Raw genomic sequence first — 17565 nt, forward strand, 5'->3', positions numbered from 1 at the left:
GAATGAAAGCATAGTGAATAATGAACTATGCGCTAATAGATCTTATAGTTATTTTTCTAGCCTATTACTGATGTGCAGAGGCCCTGTTTTTTATCCTGAGAAGGCCCTTGTTTAGTGCATAAATCAGCATTGCCACTGCAAGCGAAATCGCCACTCCAAACAGGCTGTTAAACAGCCGTTGCGGTGCCAGTTGCCAGTCGAGTGAAAGGCTTTCGACCAGCACCATGAAGCAGACCAATAGCTGCAGTAAGTAAAGCCCATAATGATGGGCCTGGAAGGTTCGGCACAAGACAATCAGCGACAAGGTTGCGCTGACCATGATTAGCGGGTCCTGCAGGCTATAGCCCACCGCAATCATGATTGTCGCAAGCGTGAGGCTGACCAAATGGGGGATCAGCAGGCGTTTGAGGCTGTTGGATAGCTCAAATTGCAAGGTGCCGATCACTATCATGGTCAGCCAATAACCGTGTGGCAGGTTTTTCAGGCTGACGAGCAAGCCGGCCAAGCCGAAGGCCAGGGTGCAACGCAACGCATGCTGACGCCAGCGTTGTTCCGGCAGCCGTTTGGCATAGCGCTTGAGAACCTTGACGATGCTAATCACACGTGGTGCCTGTGGCCACATGCGTAAGCCATGCACACCACGCAAGCCAAAAGCCAGGAGGGTGACCCAAAGCCCGCCAAGGATAAAAAGCATGGCGATGGCATAGGGATTATTGAGGTGGCTTCCCGCTGTTTCACCCTGGCCAAGGCACATGCACACCGCCAGCCCCGCACCGAGTTTTCCGGCCTCGGCGCCAAAGCGCTGCAGCCAGGCCAGGATAAAGCCAAAGGCTGCAAATACCGCAAAACTCAGGCCCGGATATGCTGCAGCCCAGAACCCCCAACCGGCGCATACAGCACCGAGGAAAATGATCAGCAGCATGCGCAACATGCCAAGGCGATGCAAAGGATTGATCTGAGCCGCTTGAAAGGCGCCGGCCGATGCCCATAGAAACCCCGGGTGGCCGCTGAACAATCCCAATAGCAATGGTAGGGCGCAGCCCATGCCAGCAATTATCGCCGGTCCCATGGTGGGAGGCCCCGTCAGCCTTTGGCGTGGTGATCTGTGTTCATTTGCCATGGGTTACACCGGACTTGAGCGTCCCGTCATTTCACGGGCCATTTCAGTAGCATAGCTGTCAGTCATGCCCCCGATGAAGTCGATCATGCGTAAAAAGGATGTGTATAAGGGGCCATTTGGATCAGGCGCATTGTTGCCAAGCAAATCCAGGATGCGCCGGTGCTTGAACGAGGGTCTTCGACCGCCATGTTGTTCCAGTGCCGCGCCGCAAAAGGCATTGAGGAGGATTTCCAGGGTGGTATAGGCGCCGATTTCATGCAGGGTTTTGCGCTTGTCCTGGAAGATTTTCTGCCGGGCCATATTCTTTGCACTCTGCACGCAGCGTTTAGCCGGGCCATGCATATGCTCGACAAGATCTCCCTGCAAGGTGCCCGCCAGCAGCGCATCATGCTGCTCGACAAATGCATGGGCGGCTGCATTGGTCAGGTGTTCGATGGCTTTGCCCCGCAGTATTGCAAGCTTGCGTCGGCGCGAGTCACTGGGCCCCAGTTGACGGTAGGTTTGCGGCAGGTCGTCGCCAACCAGATCCAGTAGCACGGCTTCAACTTCACTGTATTCGAGCAGCTCCATTTCCAGGCCGTCTTCGAGATCAATCAAGCCGTAGCAGATATCGTCTGCTGCCTCCATCAGATAAACCAGTGGGTGACGTGCCCAGCGCTGTTCCTCGATTTGCGGCAGTCCGAGCTTGTTGGCAATTTGCTCAAGTAATGGCAACTCGCTCTGGTAGCAGCCGAACTTGTGTTTCTTGTACCCCTGGGCTTCAGCATGACGAGCCGTCCAGGGGTACTTCAGGTAAGTGCCCAGGGTCGCGTAGGTCAAGCGGGTGCCGCCATCGAACTGGTGGTATTCGAGCTGGGTCAGCACACGAAAACCCTGGGCGTTGCCCTCAAAACTCAGGAAGTCGCTGCGCTCGATGCTGGTCATGGAGTCAAGCCAGCCACGCCCGGCCGCTTGTTGAAACCAGTGCCGAATGGCGTCTTCGCCAGAATGGCCAAAGGGTGGGTTGCCAATGTCGTGCGCCAAGCAGGCGGATTGCACGACCATGCCCAGGTCGCTGGGTTCGCACCAGTCGGGCAGTTTGTCGCGAATCATCTCGGCCACCCGCATACCCAGTGACCGACCCACGCAGCTGACTTCAAGTGAATGGGTCAGGCGCGTATGGATATGATCGTTGCTGGAAACAGGATGAACCTGGGTTTTGCGACCCAGGCGCCGGAATGCGCCTGAGAAAATGATCCGATCGTGATCTTTGTGGAACGGACTGCGGCCAAGCTCTTCGGCACTATGGGATGGTTTGCCCAGTCGTTCGCGGTTCAACAGTGTTTGCCAGTCCAAGGCAGCTCCTCGCCGTTACGTGGCTAATATCGCTAGCTTCAGGGTAGCAGCGTCTCCCTGCAAGGGGTTAGTCGGAGAAATACTTGCGAGATGCTGATTTAAAAACCAGCGGCGTCTATGTCGACCAGTATCAGCCGGTTGTTATCGATAAATTTCCCGGCGGTCAGGCAATACTGGTTGCTGGTCGCGTCGCGGTAGACCGCTGACAGGATCAAGCGTCGCTCATCCCAACCTTCAGCCAGTAATTGATAGAAGTAAGGTCGCCACGACCAGTTGTGGCCAACATAGCGATTATCGGTGTGCCAGCTTGCGTTACGCCACTCATGGTTGGGGGACAGCTGTGTGCCTTGGCTGTCGCAGATAAAGACGCGTCGCAACCAGGGATAGGCGTCCGGTGCGGGCAGTCGTTCACGACCCTCACTCTTGTGTGCCCACAGGTATAGCTCTGCCATCAGCAGGCTTAGTTGTTGGCGTAATTGCATAAGCTGTGCGCGCTCACGCAGTTTGTGTTTGACGTACTGGTTACGCAGTTGGGCAAAACGCTGGACAAAGGCGTCGGTGGAAAAGAACTCCAGTTCTGGTTTGGCAAACAGGTATCCCTGGACGTAGCGAGCGCCGCACTCCAGGGCAAAGCTGAGCTCTGCTTCGGTTTCAACGCCTTCGGCGATGATCCAGCATCCGGTGCGCTCGGCCATCTGTGCCAGTGCCTTGACAATTTGCTCACTGGGACCGCCAAGCGCTGCGGCCTTGAACAGGCGCATATCAAGCTTGAGGATATCGGGCTGCAAGGCCAGCACTCGATCAAGTTGCGAATAGCCGGCGCCAAAGTCATCAATCGCGACCCTCGCACCAGCTGCCCGATAGGCCGCTACCACGGCTGGCAAGCGCTGGCTGGCGCCGCCCAGTTCGGTGATTTCGAATACCACTCGTTCTGGGGCAACACCACTTCTTTGCAATTGTTTGAGGCTGGGCAGGGGTTGGCCAATGCGCAAGCGACTCACCCAGCGTGGGGAGATATTCAGGCTAAGGAACCACTCGCCAGGCGCCTGGTGAAAGCGCTGCAGGGCTTGCTGGCGAATGGTTCGGTCAAGCCTGCGCAAGCCGGGCAGAGGTGTTTTCGGGTCGCTGAACAGCGGTCCTGCCGAGTGCAGTTGCCCCTTGCTGTCACGTAACCGTGCAAGCGCTTCAACACCTGCAATCTGCCCGGTGGCAGTGTCGATAAAGGGTTGAAACACAACAGTGGGTTGGCCGTCGAGCACTTAGGCGTCCTTAGCAGTTGGGGCAGCATGCAAGAGCTAAAGCAAGAACGTGGCCAATCTGCAGGGCCGAGGTGCAAAGACTGGATGGCGTGCCGCTAGTGGTTAGCGGGAGGCTGCTGACGGGGAGGGGAGCGGCGCAGCAGCGGCAGGGCAATCAGGGCGATTTTGATCCAGCGCCGCCAGTTGCTTTTCTTCAGGCCCAAGCCTGCAAGCAGCACTGCGCCGCCGGTAATCCACAATGATGAACCGCCACCAGCCAACTGGCCGCCGAAGCTCTTGGCCTTGCGCAGTGGTTCGAGCATGACCAGGGTTTCGTGGCGCAGTTCCTGGCGATGCATCTCCAGGCGCATGCGTAGCATGGCTTTGCGCAGTTCACGGCGTGATGCATTTACGGGCAGTGGCGGCAAAGGCGTCTGGTTCATGGCAACAATTGCTCGCGGTCGCGTGCAAGCTCTTCAAGGCTTGCACTAAAAGGACTCGGGGCGTTGCGCAGATAATTGATCAGTGTCACTAGGCTGGCAATCAGCGCCACTGAATAAAATACACACAAGCCCATAATCACAGGGATACGGTAATCATCCCAGAAGCAGATCAACAGGGTTGCCGACAATCCTATTACCAGCAGCAAGCCAAAAACCAGGCTCAAGCTGGTGAGCAGCAGAAGGCGAACTGCGTGGGCCTGCTGCTCCTTGAGCTCTTCTCCGAACAGCGCAACATGGCCCTGCAGGAGCCCCAGAAGGGCTCCTGCAAATCTGCGGGGTGAAGGATTGTTCCCGGCACTGGGCTGTGATCTGGCTTCCATGTAAAGAGATGTCCGTTTAGCGTTTGGTTATCAACATACCCAGTAGCATACCAACACCGGCAGCGATACTAATAGATTGCCAAGGATGGGTTTGCACATAGCCTTCGGTGGCGTCGACGGCAGCTTTGCCTCGCTCCATCACGGCTTCTTCGGCTGAGTGCAGGGTTGAGCGTGCACGATCCAGGCTGTTGCGTATCTGATCGCGCAGTGCTTCGCCCTGATCGCCTGCGAGGTTGGCGGATTGCTGGAGCAGTGACTCTGTGTCACGTACCAGTGCTTGGAATTCGTTTAGCAGTTCATCTTGGTTCGAAGCGGTTTTTTTACGTGCCATTTCTACTCTCCTTGATGTTTTAGAACGCCTGTGTACTTCGAGTGGCATCCATTAGAAGGGTTCAATCTGATATCAGCCTGAGCCCCTGTTATTTGCTTGGTACAGCGCTTGCATTGTCCTGGTGCGGGCCGGCGCGCATGCGCGCCTAATTGGGGCTTTCAGAGTTCTCGGTCTAGGGCCTTGGTGCGAAACTAACCTATTGATAAATAACGACTAAGTTGAATTTAGCTAAATTCGGACAGCACGCAATTGGCGCATCTGGAGCGGTCGACGCGATGCGCTTTCAACTCAGTACGCCTGTTTTTGGTGCGTGCATTGATAAAAAGATCCGAATTGGTGCTCTTGGTCTGTAGACGGAGTTTTACCTGCCGATGGAAAACATCAACAGTGCTGTAGAGACGCTGATTCATGGTTCCAACACCCTGTTTATTCTGCTGGGTGCTGTAATGGTTTTAGCGATGCATGCTGGGTTTGCCTTCCTTGAGGTGGGGACGGTGCGCCAGAAAAATCAGGTCAACGCCTTGTCGAAGATTCTTTCCGACTTTGCAATCTCTGCATTGGCCTATTTCTTTATAGGCTATTGGATTGCCTATGGCGTGACATTTTTTCAGCCCGCCACGGTGCTGACCGAAGGCAATGGCTATGCCTTGGTCAAATTCTTTTTCCTATTGACCTTCGCAGCGGCAATCCCGGCGATCATCTCCGGTGGTATTGCCGAGCGCGCAAAATTCGGTCCGCAACTCTGCGCGACTGTGTTGATTGTTGCTTTCATCTATCCCTTCTTCGAGGGGTTGATCTGGAATGCTAACTTTGGCTTTCAAGCCTGGCTTGAGGCGCAGTTCGGTGCAGGATTTCACGACTTCGCCGGCTCCGTGGTGGTTCATGCAATGGGCGGCTGGCTAGCATTTGGCGCGGTGATCTTGTTGGGGCGTCGAGACGGGCGTTATCGTGACGGTCGCCTGGTGGCATTCGCGCCGTCGAATATTCCTTTCCTGGCGCTGGGCTCCTGGATATTGATTATCGGCTGGTTTGGTTTCAACGTGATGAGCGCACAAACCCTTGGCAGTGTCAGTGGCCTGGTCGCGGTCAACACCTTGATGGCGATGGTGGGCGGTACCATTGCTGCGTTGTTTGTTGGTCGCAATGACCCCGGTTTTTTGCACAACGGTCCGCTGGCCGGCTTGGTTGCGGTGTGCGCGGGCTCAGACCTGATGCACCCGGTTGGGGCTTTGGCTACGGGCGCCATAGCCGGTGCCTTGTTTGTCTGGGCGTTCACTGCAGCGCAGGCAAACTGGAAAATCGATGACGTGCTCGGCGTGTGGCCCCTGCATGGCTTGTGCGGCGTCTGGGGCGGTATTGCCTGTGGCCTGTTTGGTCAGCAGGCCCTGGGCGGTCTCGGCGGGGTAAGCATGATCAGCCAGTTGCTCGGTACCGGCCTTGGCGTGGTTGTGGCGTTGATAGGTGGTTTTGCTGTCTATGGTCTACTGAAGCTGACCATGGGGATTCGCTTGAGCCAGGAGCAGGAATACAACGGTGCCGATCTGTCGGTTCACAAGATTGGTGCCGTCAGCCAGGATTGATGATTTGCAGGCAATAAAAAACCCGGTTATCCCGGGTTTTTTATTGCCTGTTTGCAGCTTACTGCAGGGCCAGTGTGTAGCTGATAATCAGGCGGTTTTCATCCAGGTCATTGGCAAAGTTGTTGCGTACCGTGGCGTTGCGCCATTTGATTCCCAGGTCCTTCAATGGGCCGTCCTGGAATACATAGGCAATGTCGGTGTTGCGTTCCCACTCCTTGCCGTCTTCATTGGTGGTCGCGCTCAGCTGGTCGATATTGTCGCCGCTGAGGTAGCGCGTCATAAAGGTCAGGCCGGGAATGCCCATGCCGGCAAAGTTATAGTCAAAGCGTGCCTGCCAGGATTTCTCGTCCTTGTTGGCGAAATCGCCGATTTGCACGTAGTTGACCAGGAACGGGTCCGTGCTGTTGATGTAGGCATAACCGGTATCGCCGCTCATTGACTGATAACCCAGGCCAAAGCTGCTGGAACCTAGGGAATAGGTGAACATGGCACCAAATGCGTTGTTGTCGACGTTGGTATTGCCATCGTCCGTGGAGCGGGCATAGCGCAGGTCGGTCTTGAGGCTTTGCTTGTCACCAATCGACAATACGTGGACCAGGTTGACGATATGTTGCTTGTAGATTTCTTCCAGTTCACCGTAGTTGTAGCCAGTGGTGAGGTTGTCGCTCCATTTGTAGGATACCCCGGCAAAATTGAAATCGTCGGCTTGGCTGCCGCCCAAGACAATATTGCGCTTGCCGCCGCCGTTGATGCTCAGGTCTTCAAAGTTGGATGAGTCGCGTTGGTTTTGTTCCTTGATTACACCACCATCAATGTTCAGGCCGGCAATTTCTTGTGAATTGATGTGCCCGCCGAGGAAAGTTTGCGGCAGCAGGCGCGAATCATTTGCCGAGATGGTGGGCAGTTTTGGCGTCAGGCCACCAAACTTGCCGACTGTCTTGGAAATCCTCACTTTGGCGGTGGCGGTGGCTTCCGAATAGTCGTCTGGGGCTTCATTGCCGAAACTTCCGGGTAGCAGGCCGCTACCTGTCCGATCGGCCGATGAATCAAGCTTCAGGCCAAGCCCTGCATAGGCATCCAGGCCAAAGCCAACAGTCCCTTCGGTAAAGCCCGATTCGGCTTTAACGATAAATCCCTGTGCCCATTCTTCGCGTTTTGACTGCTGGGCGGATGTGGTGTCACGCAGGTCACGGTTGAAGTAGAAGTTACGAGCCTCGATGGTAGCTTTGCTGTCTTTGAAAAACTCAGCATGGGCAATCGCAGGCAATGCGCAGCAAGCGCCTAGCGTGGCTGCAGCCACGGCACGGGCAAGGGGAGTTCGAATCATTATTGTTTTCTCCTCGAGTGGGTGCGGGACCATCTGGTACGGCGCTGTTGAATAAAGCATGAGATTTGGCGGGCTGCTTTTTGAATTTAGTCGGCGTGTTCCTGGCCGGTATTTGCGGTGCTTGCCAGCAGGCCATTTGCAGGCATTTGGCAGTTCGTCGGGTTGGTCGCCGAGTACTGTACTTTTGCCGTTAAAGTTTTCCCTGAAGCAGCCGTCAACGTTAATTAGATCGCTAGGGGAACCTTCAGGGTCCTGGTTTGGCAGTGGCTGGCCGGACGCATTGATTGGGCGAGCGATAGCAGGTTCCTGGATGTTTTGGGCGGCAGCTGTGTTTAAACTGCTGGCTTCAAAGCCTGAACTGAAACAGGAGATCCTCAAATGCTGCCCGAATGCCAACTCTTTGGCACCCTAGGATGTCACCTGTGTGAAGTGGCCGAAGCATTGTTGATGCCCTTTGTCGAGCACGGTCTGCTCGTCGAATTGGTGGATATTGCTGAAGACGAGGTATGGGTCGAGCGTTATGGCTTGCGTATTCCGGTACTGCGCCGGTGTGATACCGGGGCCGAACTGGATTGGCCATTCGAAGCTGAACAGGTGGTCGCATTTCTGAGCTGATTAATTTGCTCAGCATTATTTAATGACGAAGGGGAGTGGCGCGGTGAATGCAGTTTTGGGAGATTCCTTGTCGCTGCTGTTGTTTCGTCTGCACAGTGGTCGTTTATTGGGGATTAACCTGCTCAAGGTTAATGAAATTATTGCCTGCCCGGCCTTGACCAAGTTGCCTAACCGGCATCCGCATGTACGGGGCATCGCCAGTTTGCGTGGCGCTTCTTTGACTGTAATCGATCTGGCCCGAGCGATAGGTGAGCGTGGCAATAACGCGAGTCAGGAAGGCTGCCTGATCGTTACCGAACTCAGCCGCTCGCGCCAGGGCCTGCATGTACAGAATGTAGAGCGTATCGTGCAGTGTTCGACCCGGGATGTTAAGCCGCCACCGGCCGGGTCTGGCAGTCGCGCCTTTATCACCGGGGTTACCCAGATCGACGGTGCAATAGTGCAGGTACTCGATATCGAAAAGGTCCTGCATGACATCGCCCCGGCTGAACCCGAAGAAATTGATGAATCACTGATCTCCAGTGCCGACCTGCAAATGCTGGAAGGACGGCGGGTGCTTGTGGTGGATGATTCGCACGTGGCGTTGCATCAGACGGTCAATACCTTGCGCAAACTGGGTCTTGATTGCCAATCTGTGCGCAGCGCTGGTAGTGCGTTTGCGGTACTGCAGGAGCAACACCAGGCGGGTACGCCGATTGAAGTGCTGGTTTCAGATATTGAAATGCCAGAGATGGATGGCTACAGCCTGGTGCGTGAGATTCGCAAGACCGCGGACATAGGCCACACCTACGTGTTGTTGCACACCTCGCTCGACAGCACGATGAATACTGAAAAAGCACGTTCAGTGGGGGCCAACGATATGCTGACCAAATTCTCAACGGTAGATTTGAGCAATGCTCTGGTCAGGGCATTCCAGGCGCTCAGTTAGGCGGGGAACCCAACCGCCTGCTGGCTTGGCAACAGGCGGTTGGGGTGAAACTTACAGCTCTTTAACGGTGCGAACTTCGTCTTTGTTGACGCGTGCGCGCTTGCCATCAAGTTGCTCGAATTCGTAGAAGCCTGTGTCATCATCAAAATCAGGCTCGTCAACAGTCTGAATTTCACGACCGTCGTTGAGGGTGATTACCGTCGGTGAAGCGCAGCCTGCCAGAGTTGCAAGGCCCAAGCTCAGAAATAGTGCTGCGATTGTCCGTTGGCTCATGGTGTATCTCCTCATGGGTTTGAAATTGCGTACCAAACTTAAGATAGGGTGCTGGCGCCAAAGTTCCGTCAATTTCCGTGATATTGCTTGATTTTGGAGGTGTCGAGGAGTTCGGGCGTGTTCATGTTGGCCAGTCGCGGATCCTGGTCAGGGCAGTCAAGGGGGCGTGGATCGAGGCTGCGCAGCCAACGCTGCGGGCTGCGCTCGCCGGCCAGCCATGCATTTTCCAATTGGCTGCGAAGCTGGCATGGGATCACGCTGAATAATGGCTCAAGGTATTGCCCTTGACGCACCACGGCAGGGGCGTCCCCGGCAAGCATCATCAGGTCCGTCAACAGCGCTCGGTCAAGCATCGGAGCATCACAGGGCAGTATCAGCATATAGGGGTGGCGGGCCACTTTCAGCCCGGCGCGGATACCTGCAAGCGGTCCCTGGAAGCCGGTGTCATCATCGGCAACGACTTGATCGGCATAGGCGGCGTACTGGGCCTCATTGCGATTGCAGGAAATAATCAGGTCATCGCTAAGTGGACGCACCAAGTCATGCAGCCAAGCAATCAGTGGTCGCTCATGCCAGAGCACCAGTCCTTTATCACGGCCCCCCATGCGTTGACCTCGACCACCTGCCAGCAGCAATATCGAGCAGGCATTGATCGGGGATGGAGTTGACATAGGGCAGTCTCTCAAAGTGGGCCTGTGATATAACATTGACCTATTATTTGAACAACCGGAAGTCTGTTATGGGCCATAAACTCGACACCGCCTTTGTCCCGTTGAATATCGCAGTATTGACCGTCAGCGACACCCGCAGCCTGGACACCGATACCTCGGGCCAGACCTTGGTTGATCGCCTTGAGACTGCAGGCCACACCCTGGCGTGCCGCGTGTTGCTCAAGGACGATCTCTACAAGATTCGCGCCCAGGTGGCCACCTGGATTGCCGAAGATCAGGTGCAAGTGGTGCTGATCACCGGCGGCACGGGATTCACCGCGCGCGATAGCACGCCAGAAGCGGTGAGCTGCTTGCTGGACAAGCAGGTTGATGGTTTCGGCGAGTTGTTCCGGCAAATCTCGGTGCCTGATATCGGCACCTCGACCATTCAGTCCAGGGCCTTGGCAGGGTTGGCCAATGGCACCCTGGTGTGTTGCTTGCCGGGCTCGACAAATGCATGTCGTACCGCCTGGGATGGGATTCTTGCCGAGCAATTGGACGCCAGCCATCGTCCTTGTAATTTTGTTCCTCACCTTAAACAAGCCGCCGCTTGCGAGAGCCGTGGATGAGCAGTTGTGATCAGCCGGGATTACTGCCGGTAGAAGCGGCCCTGGAGCGTTTGTTGGCGATGGCGGATGCTGCGCCGATCAACCAGACGGAATCAGTCACGCTGGAGCAGGCCGATGGTCGAGTGCTCGCCGAAGCGCTGGTCTCATCACTGGATTTGCCGCCTTGGGCAAACAGCGCAATGGACGGTTATGCGCTGCGTCTTGCTGACTGGCAAGGCGAGCCACTGCCTGTCAGCCAGCGTATTCTTGCAGGCACCTTGCCGTCAGCCCTTGAGCCCGGCACCTGCGCCCGGATATTTACCGGCGCGCCTTTGCCCGCGGGCGCGGACGTCGTTGAAATGCAGGAAAATGTGCAGGTGGGCGACGATCAACGCGTCAGCTTCAGCCAGGGCATGCGCTTTGGCCAGAACGTTCGGGCACAAGGCCAGGAGACCAAGGTTGGCGATTGCGTGTTGCCGGCCGGTATACGCCTGGGGCCTATCGAGCTGGGTCTGGCTGCGTCGCTGGGCGCGGACCGCCTGGTGGTTTATCGGCGGGCCAGGGTTGCTGTGCTCTCGACTGGGGATGAGTTGATCGAGCCAGGCCAGGTTCTGGGGCCAGGGCAGATCTACAACAGCAATCGGCGTCTTCTTTGTGCATGGTTGCAGCGCTTGGGTTGTGAGGTGATTGATGCCGGGATTCTGGCCGATGACCTGCAGCTGACTCGCGATGCACTGGCTGCACTCGATGATGTGGACCTGATTCTTTCAACCGGCGGCGTTTCCGTGGGCGAGGCTGATTTTCTTGGCGCTGCACTGCGCGAAGAGGGCGAGCTGGCGCTCTGGAAACTCGCAATCAAGCCTGGCAAGCCCTTGACCTTTGGCGCTTTTCGAGGCGTGCCAGTATTGGGCTTGCCCGGCAACCCAGCTTCTACATTGGTGACATTTGGTTTGCTGGCGCGCCCGTATCTGTTGCGACGGATGGGGGCTTCCAAGGTCGAGCCATTGGGTTTTCCGATGCCTGCTGGGTTCGTTTGGAGTCATGCTGGTCATCGTCGCGAGTACGTGCGCGCGCGGATTGAAAATGGCCGGGTGGTGATGCATCCAAACCAGAGCTCCGGAGTGCTGCGCAGTGCGTCATGGGCCGAAGGGCTGGCTGAGATCCTTGAAGGCAAGACCCTGGCAGAGGGCGATAGCCTGCGGTTTATCCCAATGAGTGAGATTCTCGGTTAACGGACGGGGCGCTGCGCTTGCCGGTACTCGCCAGGTGTTTGCCCCGTCCAGGTTTTGAAGCTGCGATGAAACGAGCGCGATTCACTGAAGCCCAGGTAACTGGCGATCTCTTGCACCGGCAAGTCACTGCGCAATAAATAATGCTCGGCCAGTTCCTGGCGCAGCTCATCAAGGATTGACTGGTAGCTTGTGCCCGCTTGTTGCAGATGTCTTTGCAGGGTGCGCACGGTCATACCGAATCGCTCGGCAACCCGCTCTTTACGCGGCAGGCCATCTTTGAGCAGCAGGCGCAACGTACCCTTGACCCGTGCCGTCAATGGCTGCTCATCATCAAGTTTTGCCATCAGCGCCAGGGCATGCTCCTCCAGTGTGCGTAGCAGGTTCGGATCTGCCTGGCGCAGCTCTATGGCGAGTAACTGATCAGGAACTATCAGCGCATTGCAGGGTTGTTCGAATAATACCTCGCAGCCAAATGCAGATTGATAGGCTTGCTTGTGCACGCCATTGGGCTGGGCATGCTCGAACCATACCGCTGTCGGTGAGTAGTCCTTGTCGGCTATCCAGCGGGCATACAGCAGCCAGGACGCCAGTACATTTTCAACCATGTGCCGGCGGATGAGTGGTTCGTCATGGCGGCAGCTCCAGATCAACCGGGTGTGCTCAGCATCGCTTTCCACACGGCTGACGCCCATGTCGCCAACCAGCTTTTCGTAGGGCACTATTCTACTGATGGCTTCACCGAGCGTGGCGCAGTTCAGGGTGATATATCCCAGCACGCTCCATGATCCTGGTTGTACATAGCGGGCACTGTGCAGGCCGAACAACGGGTCGTCGCATTGGTTCAGCAGATACTTGAGCAAGCGTTCATGGCTGTCGCCGGGGATGCGTTTGGCGTTGTCGCTGAGGTCTTCGCGGGACAGCTGTGCTGCCTGCAAGGCCAGGTCGGTATCCAGGCCCAGGGATTCGGCATGGCGCAGGTATTTAAGCAGGGCAGGCGCGGCGGTGAAACCAAGACTGTTCATGTTATTAGGCTCAATAGCCAATCCGAGTGTTGGCTGCGGCCAGTATAAGCAAATAGATTCAAATAGCCGAATAGTGCCTCCAGCCATAAAGCTGGCTGGAGGCTTTTACAGGCAACGAAGTGTTAATCAGGCAACATCGACCAAGACGATTTCAGTGTCTTCGGTCGCTGTTACATGCAGCACCTCAATGTCGCGAACGGCAACGCCATCGCGGGTTTGGGCGGCAACACCGTTGACTTCGAACGCACCGGTTGAGGCCACCAGATAGGCTTTGCGCTTGGCACCAAGTACATACTCGGTGGTTTGCCCGGCCTTCAGGGTCGCCGCTGCAACGCGTGCGTTGGCGCGGATAGGCAGCGCATCCTGGTCGTCGCTGTCACCGCTTGCCAAGGTTACGAAACTGCCAGCACGGTCGCCTTTTGGAAAAGGTTTGGCGCCCCATGACGGTGGTGAATCAAACTGGTTCGGCGTGATCCAGATCTGGAAGATTTTGGTTGTGTCGTCTTCCAGGTTGTATTCACTGTGGGCAATACCGGTTCCTGCGCTCATGACCTGTACATCACCCGCCTCGGTGCGGCCATGGTTGCCCAGGTTGTCCTTATGGGTAATCGCGCCCTGGCGCACATAGGTGATGATTTCCATGTCGCGGTGCGGGTGCGGTGGAAAGCCTGAGTGCGGTGCGATTTCATCATCATTCCATACGCGCAGATCGCCCCATGCCATGCGCTGCGGGTCATAGTACTCAGCGAAAGAAAAATGGTGGCGAGCATTCAACCAGCCGTGCTCGGCGCCGCCGAGTTCTGCAAAAGCGCGAACTTCAATCATTTCGAGATCCTCAGTGAGTGATACGCAACCGGTAAGCGGTACGCTATCAAGTGGTCATGAGGTGATTTTCTATCAGTTTAATTGTTGTTAATAGCGCTATTTGTGGATTTAATTTATCTAATTAATCGATATTTTTTGAGTCATGATTTAAGTCAGCACTGTGCTGTTGGTGCAGGCTATAGTCCTCGGGTTGAAGAATATTTGGCCGCCAGGGACAAATGCCTGCTGTTGTGGTCTGTTAACTAGGTTTCCCCTCTATCTACCGAGCTTTAGGTTCTACAAGGAGCGGTCAATGAGTGAACGCAAAGCGCTGTTGATTTTGCATGGCAAGCAGGCAATGAACGAGGTGTTGCGCACTGCTGTCTACGCCAAGCGCGAGCAGGGCTGGGAGATTGCGGTGAGGGTGACCTGGGAAGCAGGTGATGCGCAACGCTTGGCCCGCGAAGCGCTTGCCGAAGGCTACCCGACGCTGATCGCCGGTGGTGGCGATGGCACCCTGCGCGCGGTTGCAGAGGTGATTGCACTTTCTGACAGTGATGCCAGCCTGCTTTTACTGGGCCTGGGCACCGCCAACGACTTTGCCACGGCCGCCAGTGTGCCGGTTGATCTGAACGAGGCGCTTGATTTGCTCGACATCGAGCCTACTGCCATCGACCTGGGTGAAGTGAACGGGCAGTTGTTCCTGAACATGGCTACCGGCGGCTTTGGCACCAGCGTGACTACAAACACCCCGGAAGACTTGAAGAAGTTGCTCGGCGGTGCGGCCTATTTCCTCACCGGTTTGAGCCGCTTTGCGGAAGTCCACTCGGCGTTTGGTCGCTTCAAGGGGCCGGACTTCAGTTGGGAAGGCGAGTTTCTAGCGCTGGGCATTGGCAATGGCTCCCAAGCGGGTGGAGGCCATGTGTTGTGTCCGAAGGCGCGGATCGATGACGGTTTGCTCGATGTGTGCATAGTGCCTGCCGCGCCAGATGTGGTGGGTACCTTGGGGACTATGTTGTCAGGCTCGATGAATGGGGTCGAAAGCGTGTCCCAGATGACGCGTGTTGCCTGGCTTGAGGTAGAAGCGCCCGAGGGGCTTGACCTGAATCTTGATGGCGAGCCGATGAGCGCCACCAAACTGAGTTTCAAGGCCCGCGCCAAGGCGTTGCGTGTGCATTTGCCAGCCTATTCACCGTTATTGACGCATTAAAAACATGCCCTGCATCTGCAAATGTTGCCGTGCGTGGCGGCTGACCGCCTGATGAATTTTTCAGGGCGCGCTCCAGTTATGCAAAGGCCTGCCGATACAGCTTTTGTAGTCGGTGTTGATGCCTACATAACAGGAGCTTGCAGTGGCCGGAATTCTCGATTCGGTGGATCAGCGTACGCAGTTGGTGGGTGAAAATCGTCTGGAAATTCTGATGTTCCGATTGAACGGGCGTCAGCTGTTTGCGATCAACGTTTTCAAGGTGCAGGAAGTCCTGCACATGCCCAAGTTAACCTTGATGCCCAACCGTCACCGCTGTGTCTGTGGGGTGGTCAACTTGCGTGGCAAAACCTTGCCAGTGATTGATTTGTCGCAAGCGATCGGCATGCGCCCGATTGTGCCAACCGAACAAAGCACCATCATAGTGACCGAGTACAACCGCTCAATCCAGGCGTTTCTGGTAGGAGGGGTCGAGCGCATCATTAACCTCAATTGGGAAGCTGTACTGCCGCCGCCCGGCGGGGCAGGACGTCAGCATTACTTGACGGCCATTACCAAGGTCGAGGAACAACTGGTAGAAATCATCGATGTCGAGATGGTCTTGGCCGAAATCGTGCCCTACAGCGCCAAAATCTCAAGTGATCGCCTGAATGATCCGCTGCTGCACAAGGCGCGTGGGCGCGAGGTGCTGCTGGTCGATGATTCCAGTGTTGCGCTGTCTCAGTTGCGTGAAACCCTCGGGCAGTTGGGGGTGAAGATGCATGTCGCCAGTGATGGGTTGAAGGCCCTGAACATGCTCAAGGCATGGGCCGACGCGGGCGAGGTGCTTACGGACAAGCTGCTGATGGTCTTTACCGATGCGGAAATGCCGGAAATGGACGGTTACCGACTCACCACCGAAATCCGCCAGGACCCGCGCTTGGCCGGTTTGTATATCGTCTTGCACACTTCGCTGTCGGGCAGCTTTAACGATGCCATGGTCAAGAAGGTGGGCTGCGATAATTTCTTGTCGAAATTCCAGCCCGACAAATTGGTTGATGTGGTGCGCCAACGTCTCGAGCAGGACGCCTGAAGCCTTGAACAACCTCGCGGCTATTCAAGGCCGCTTGGCTGTTGCAAGTGCCTTGCGGATAGTTTCAATCCGCTGGCGATTTACCCCCATGTCGGAGTAACCCAGGCGTGAGGCTGAGCGCACCTCGACTTGATGCATGCCAACCAGGAATTCGACATCATCGACAAAGCGCAGCAATGCACTGGTGAACTCGAACCGCAGGTAATTGCCTTCGGCTTTGATCAGGGTCGCCCGGGGCTGCTCGGCAATAACTTGCAATAGCAGGGCCTGTGTTTCAGCGGGGTCGCCATTGAGCGCCAAGGGCGCAATCCTATGTTCGCTGTCGGTTGCCTGACTGTTTACGCAGTTTGGCGAGCTTGGGCAGGGCTCGAAGCGTCCGGCATGGACGCCGAGGCTGGCCGGCGGGCTGGCGCTGCAAGCGCTGAGTGCCAGGCCCATCATCAGGGGCAGAATCCCGCGCCTGACCAGGGGATTATTGTTTGCGGCACGCCATAGGCCCATTGGAGGCTTGTGAGCATTGGCGCATGCTCGTATAACAAGGTTTTCAGTTTTGGAGTGCTGGCTCATGTTGCATCTCTCTGGTCTTTATCGTTATCCGCTTAAGTCTGGCGCTGCCGAACCGCTGCAAGGCACTCAGTTGGATTCGCTGGGTGTGCAAGGTGATCGTCGTTGGATGGTAGTCGATGCGCAGAGCGGACGCTTCATTACCCAGCGCCTTCTGGGCACAATGAATAGGATCACAGCACGCTGGCAAAATGCCGAGCAATTGCTTTTGAGCGCGCCAGGTATGCCCGATCTACCGGTTGCGGTACCGCAGGGCGATGGTGATTTGCGCGGTGTGCACATCTGGCGTGACAGTTTGCGGGTGCCGGATGCCGGCGATGCCGCCGCCCAGTGGTTGAGCCAGTTTTTGCAACGCGATTGCCGGCTGGTGTACGTCGCGCCAGAGCGGGCCAGGCAGATCGATCCGGTGTACGCCGAGATCGGCCAGAAAGTGGCATTCCCCGACGGTTTTCCTTTGCTGCTGATTGGCCAGGCCTCGCTTGAGGATTTGTCCCGGCGGGTGGGGCGCGACCTGGAAATGCTGCGCTTTCGTCCCAATCTGGTGGTTCAGGGCAGTGAGCCCTATGGGGAAGACAGTTGGAAGCGCATTGCCATTGGCGGTATCGAGTTCAAGGTTGCCAAGGGCTGCTCGCGTTGCATCATGACCACCCTTGATCCGGTTACGGGCGAGCGCAGTGCTGACCGCGAGCCACTGACCACCTTGAAAACCTATCGGCAGATAGAAGGGGATGTGTTCTTTGGGCAAAACCTGATTGCCTTGTCTTCGGGGCAACTGGAGCTTGGAATGCCGGTTGAAGTGCTCGAATAACCACTGGCGCAGGCTGCAATAACAAAAG

Annotated in this window: 20 protein-coding genes; 8 read left to right on the forward strand and 12 right to left on the reverse strand. The window is 56.2% G+C overall.

Features of this window, described 5'->3' with window-relative positions; genetic code table 11:
• Window positions 1-64: 64 nt before the first annotated feature.
• The 6 genes from PSES9_RS0100805 to PSES9_RS0100830 form a co-directional block, all read right to left on the reverse strand.
• A complete protein-coding gene (locus PSES9_RS0100805) occupies window positions 65-1069 on the reverse strand; it encodes an FUSC family protein (RefSeq protein WP_010483088.1) in 1005 nt (334 codons plus the stop codon).
• A 54-nt stretch (window positions 1070-1123) separates the two neighbouring features.
• Complete coding sequence (locus PSES9_RS0100810; RefSeq protein ID WP_010483089.1) at window positions 1124-2455, reverse strand: deoxyguanosinetriphosphate triphosphohydrolase; 1332 nt, start codon at window positions 2453-2455, stop codon at window positions 1124-1126.
• A gap of 98 nt (window positions 2456-2553) precedes the next feature.
• Complete coding sequence (locus tag PSES9_RS0100815) at window positions 2554-3714, reverse strand: EAL domain-containing protein (protein ID WP_010483090.1); 1161 nt, start codon at window positions 3712-3714, stop codon at window positions 2554-2556.
• A 95-nt stretch (window positions 3715-3809) separates the two neighbouring features.
• Window positions 3810-4136: a hypothetical protein gene (locus PSES9_RS0100820; RefSeq protein WP_010483091.1), complete on the reverse strand. Its 327-nt coding sequence runs from the start codon at window positions 4134-4136 to the stop codon at window positions 3810-3812.
• Window positions 4133-4516: a phage holin family protein gene (locus PSES9_RS0100825; RefSeq protein WP_010483092.1), complete on the reverse strand. Its 384-nt coding sequence runs from the start codon at window positions 4514-4516 to the stop codon at window positions 4133-4135. Before PSES9_RS0100825 ends, PSES9_RS0100820 begins: the two co-directional genes overlap by 4 nt.
• Before the next feature lie 16 nt (window positions 4517-4532).
• Entirely contained in the window at window positions 4533-4847 is a 315-nt protein-coding gene (locus PSES9_RS0100830) for a DUF883 family protein (RefSeq protein ID WP_010483093.1), read from the reverse strand.
• Window positions 4848-5218: 371 nt separating this feature from the next.
• On the opposite strand from PSES9_RS0100830, the gene PSES9_RS0100835 reads away from it, so the two are divergent.
• Entirely contained in the window at window positions 5219-6427 is a 1209-nt protein-coding gene (locus tag PSES9_RS0100835; protein ID WP_010483094.1) for an ammonium transporter, read from the forward strand.
• A 58-nt stretch (window positions 6428-6485) separates the two neighbouring features.
• Here the strand turns inward: PSES9_RS0100835 and PSES9_RS0100840 are convergent, their stop codons facing one another.
• Entirely contained in the window at window positions 6486-7754 is a 1269-nt protein-coding gene (locus PSES9_RS0100840; RefSeq protein ID WP_010483095.1) for an OprD family porin, read from the reverse strand.
• Between the two features lie 378 nt (window positions 7755-8132).
• On the opposite strand from PSES9_RS0100840, the gene PSES9_RS0100845 reads away from it, so the two are divergent.
• Window positions 8133-8369: a glutaredoxin family protein gene (locus PSES9_RS0100845; RefSeq protein ID WP_010483096.1), complete on the forward strand. Its 237-nt coding sequence runs from the start codon at window positions 8133-8135 to the stop codon at window positions 8367-8369.
• Between the two features lie 22 nt (window positions 8370-8391).
• The gene (locus tag PSES9_RS0100850) at window positions 8392-9297 is read left to right on the forward strand and encodes a chemotaxis protein (RefSeq protein ID WP_051120894.1); all 906 of its coding nucleotides are present in this window, start codon (window positions 8392-8394) and stop codon (window positions 9295-9297) included.
• A gap of 51 nt (window positions 9298-9348) precedes the next feature.
• On the opposite strand, the gene PSES9_RS0100855 is transcribed toward PSES9_RS0100850, so the two are convergent.
• Together PSES9_RS0100855 and mobA are read right to left on the reverse strand one after the other, a co-directional pair.
• Window positions 9349-9570, reverse strand: a complete 222-nt coding sequence (locus PSES9_RS0100855; protein ID WP_010483098.1) for a YgdI/YgdR family lipoprotein — start codon at window positions 9568-9570, stop codon at window positions 9349-9351.
• 68 nt (window positions 9571-9638) lie between these two features.
• Window positions 9639-10241 carry a molybdenum cofactor guanylyltransferase MobA gene (gene mobA, locus PSES9_RS0100860; RefSeq protein ID WP_010483099.1) on the reverse strand — a complete coding sequence of 201 codons (603 nt, stop codon included), beginning with the start codon at window positions 10239-10241 and terminating at the stop codon, window positions 9639-9641.
• A 68-nt stretch (window positions 10242-10309) separates the two neighbouring features.
• On the opposite strand from mobA, the gene moaB reads away from it, so the two are divergent.
• Together moaB and PSES9_RS0100870 are read left to right on the forward strand one after the other, a co-directional pair.
• Window positions 10310-10849, forward strand: coding sequence for a molybdenum cofactor biosynthesis protein B (gene moaB, locus PSES9_RS0100865; protein ID WP_010483100.1), 540 nt, complete (start codon window positions 10310-10312; stop codon window positions 10847-10849).
• Window positions 10846-12060, forward strand: a complete 1215-nt coding sequence (locus tag PSES9_RS0100870) for a molybdopterin molybdotransferase MoeA (RefSeq protein ID WP_010483101.1) — start codon at window positions 10846-10848, stop codon at window positions 12058-12060. Before moaB ends, PSES9_RS0100870 begins: the two co-directional genes overlap by 4 nt.
• Here PSES9_RS0100870 and gliR read toward each other — a convergent pair.
• Both gliR and PSES9_RS0100880 read right to left on the reverse strand, forming a co-directional pair.
• Window positions 12057-13082 (reverse strand): AraC family transcriptional regulator GliR, encoded by a 1026-nt coding sequence (gene gliR / locus PSES9_RS0100875; RefSeq protein ID WP_010483102.1) that lies wholly within the window; start codon window positions 13080-13082, stop codon window positions 12057-12059. The genes PSES9_RS0100870 and gliR overlap by 4 nt on opposite strands.
• Before the next feature lie 126 nt (window positions 13083-13208).
• Window positions 13209-13907 (reverse strand): pirin family protein, encoded by a 699-nt coding sequence (locus PSES9_RS0100880; RefSeq protein WP_010483103.1) that lies wholly within the window; start codon window positions 13905-13907, stop codon window positions 13209-13211.
• 292 nt (window positions 13908-14199) lie between these two features.
• Between PSES9_RS0100880 and yegS the strand changes: the two genes are divergently transcribed.
• Window positions 14200-15096, forward strand: coding sequence for a lipid kinase YegS (gene yegS / locus PSES9_RS0100885; RefSeq protein ID WP_010483105.1), 897 nt, complete (start codon window positions 14200-14202; stop codon window positions 15094-15096).
• Between the two features lie 142 nt (window positions 15097-15238).
• A complete protein-coding gene (locus PSES9_RS0100890) occupies window positions 15239-16165 on the forward strand; it encodes a chemotaxis protein CheV (protein ID WP_010483107.1) in 927 nt (308 codons plus the stop codon).
• Between the two features lie 24 nt (window positions 16166-16189).
• On the opposite strand, the gene PSES9_RS0100895 is transcribed toward PSES9_RS0100890, so the two are convergent.
• Window positions 16190-16666, reverse strand: coding sequence for a DUF1499 domain-containing protein (locus PSES9_RS0100895; RefSeq protein ID WP_051120900.1), 477 nt, complete (start codon window positions 16664-16666; stop codon window positions 16190-16192).
• Window positions 16667-16730: 64 nt separating this feature from the next.
• Here PSES9_RS0100895 and PSES9_RS0100900 point away from each other — a divergent pair, with 64 nt between their 5' ends.
• Window positions 16731-17537 (forward strand): MOSC domain-containing protein, encoded by an 807-nt coding sequence (locus tag PSES9_RS0100900; protein ID WP_010483111.1) that lies wholly within the window; start codon window positions 16731-16733, stop codon window positions 17535-17537.
• The last annotated feature ends 28 nt before the right edge of the window (window positions 17538-17565 follow it).

It is taken from the genome of Pseudomonas sp. S9 (assembly GCF_000222125.1).
In the GTDB taxonomy this organism is placed as follows: domain Bacteria; phylum Pseudomonadota; class Gammaproteobacteria; order Pseudomonadales; family Pseudomonadaceae; genus Aquipseudomonas; species Aquipseudomonas segetis.

Excerpts from the sequence above, each read along its gene's own strand:
- PSES9_RS0100805 (WP_010483088.1), bottom strand. The coding sequence starts at position 1,069 with ATGGGACCGGCGATAATTGCTGGCATGGGCTGCGCCCTACCATTGCTA.
- PSES9_RS0100820 (WP_010483091.1), bottom strand. The coding sequence starts at position 4,136 with ATGAACCAGACGCCTTTGCCGCCACTGCCCGTAAATGCATCACGCCGT.
- PSES9_RS0100825 (WP_010483092.1), bottom strand. The coding sequence starts at position 4,516 with ATGGAAGCCAGATCACAGCCCAGTGCCGGGAACAATCCTTCACCCCGC.
- PSES9_RS0100830 (WP_010483093.1), bottom strand. The coding sequence starts at position 4,847 with ATGGCACGTAAAAAAACCGCTTCGAACCAAGATGAACTGCTAAACGAA.
- PSES9_RS0100835 (WP_010483094.1), top strand. The coding sequence starts at position 5,219 with ATGGAAAACATCAACAGTGCTGTAGAGACGCTGATTCATGGTTCCAAC.
- PSES9_RS0100840 (WP_010483095.1), bottom strand. The coding sequence starts at position 7,754 with ATGATTCGAACTCCCCTTGCCCGTGCCGTGGCTGCAGCCACGCTAGGC.
- PSES9_RS0100845 (WP_010483096.1), top strand. The coding sequence starts at position 8,133 with ATGCTGCCCGAATGCCAACTCTTTGGCACCCTAGGATGTCACCTGTGT.
- PSES9_RS0100850 (WP_051120894.1), top strand. The coding sequence starts at position 8,392 with ATGACGAAGGGGAGTGGCGCGGTGAATGCAGTTTTGGGAGATTCCTTG.
- PSES9_RS0100855 (WP_010483098.1), bottom strand. The coding sequence starts at position 9,570 with ATGAGCCAACGGACAATCGCAGCACTATTTCTGAGCTTGGGCCTTGCA.
- mobA (WP_010483099.1), bottom strand. The coding sequence starts at position 10,241 with ATGTCAACTCCATCCCCGATCAATGCCTGCTCGATATTGCTGCTGGCA.
- moaB (WP_010483100.1), top strand. The coding sequence starts at position 10,310 with ATGGGCCATAAACTCGACACCGCCTTTGTCCCGTTGAATATCGCAGTA.
- PSES9_RS0100870 (WP_010483101.1), top strand. The coding sequence starts at position 10,846 with ATGAGCAGTTGTGATCAGCCGGGATTACTGCCGGTAGAAGCGGCCCTG.
- gliR (WP_010483102.1), bottom strand. The coding sequence starts at position 13,082 with ATGAACAGTCTTGGTTTCACCGCCGCGCCTGCCCTGCTTAAATACCTG.
- PSES9_RS0100880 (WP_010483103.1), bottom strand. The coding sequence starts at position 13,907 with ATGATTGAAGTTCGCGCTTTTGCAGAACTCGGCGGCGCCGAGCACGGC.
- yegS (WP_010483105.1), top strand. The coding sequence starts at position 14,200 with ATGAGTGAACGCAAAGCGCTGTTGATTTTGCATGGCAAGCAGGCAATG.
- PSES9_RS0100895 (WP_051120900.1), bottom strand. The coding sequence starts at position 16,666 with ATGGGCCTATGGCGTGCCGCAAACAATAATCCCCTGGTCAGGCGCGGG.
- PSES9_RS0100900 (WP_010483111.1), top strand. The coding sequence starts at position 16,731 with ATGTTGCATCTCTCTGGTCTTTATCGTTATCCGCTTAAGTCTGGCGCT.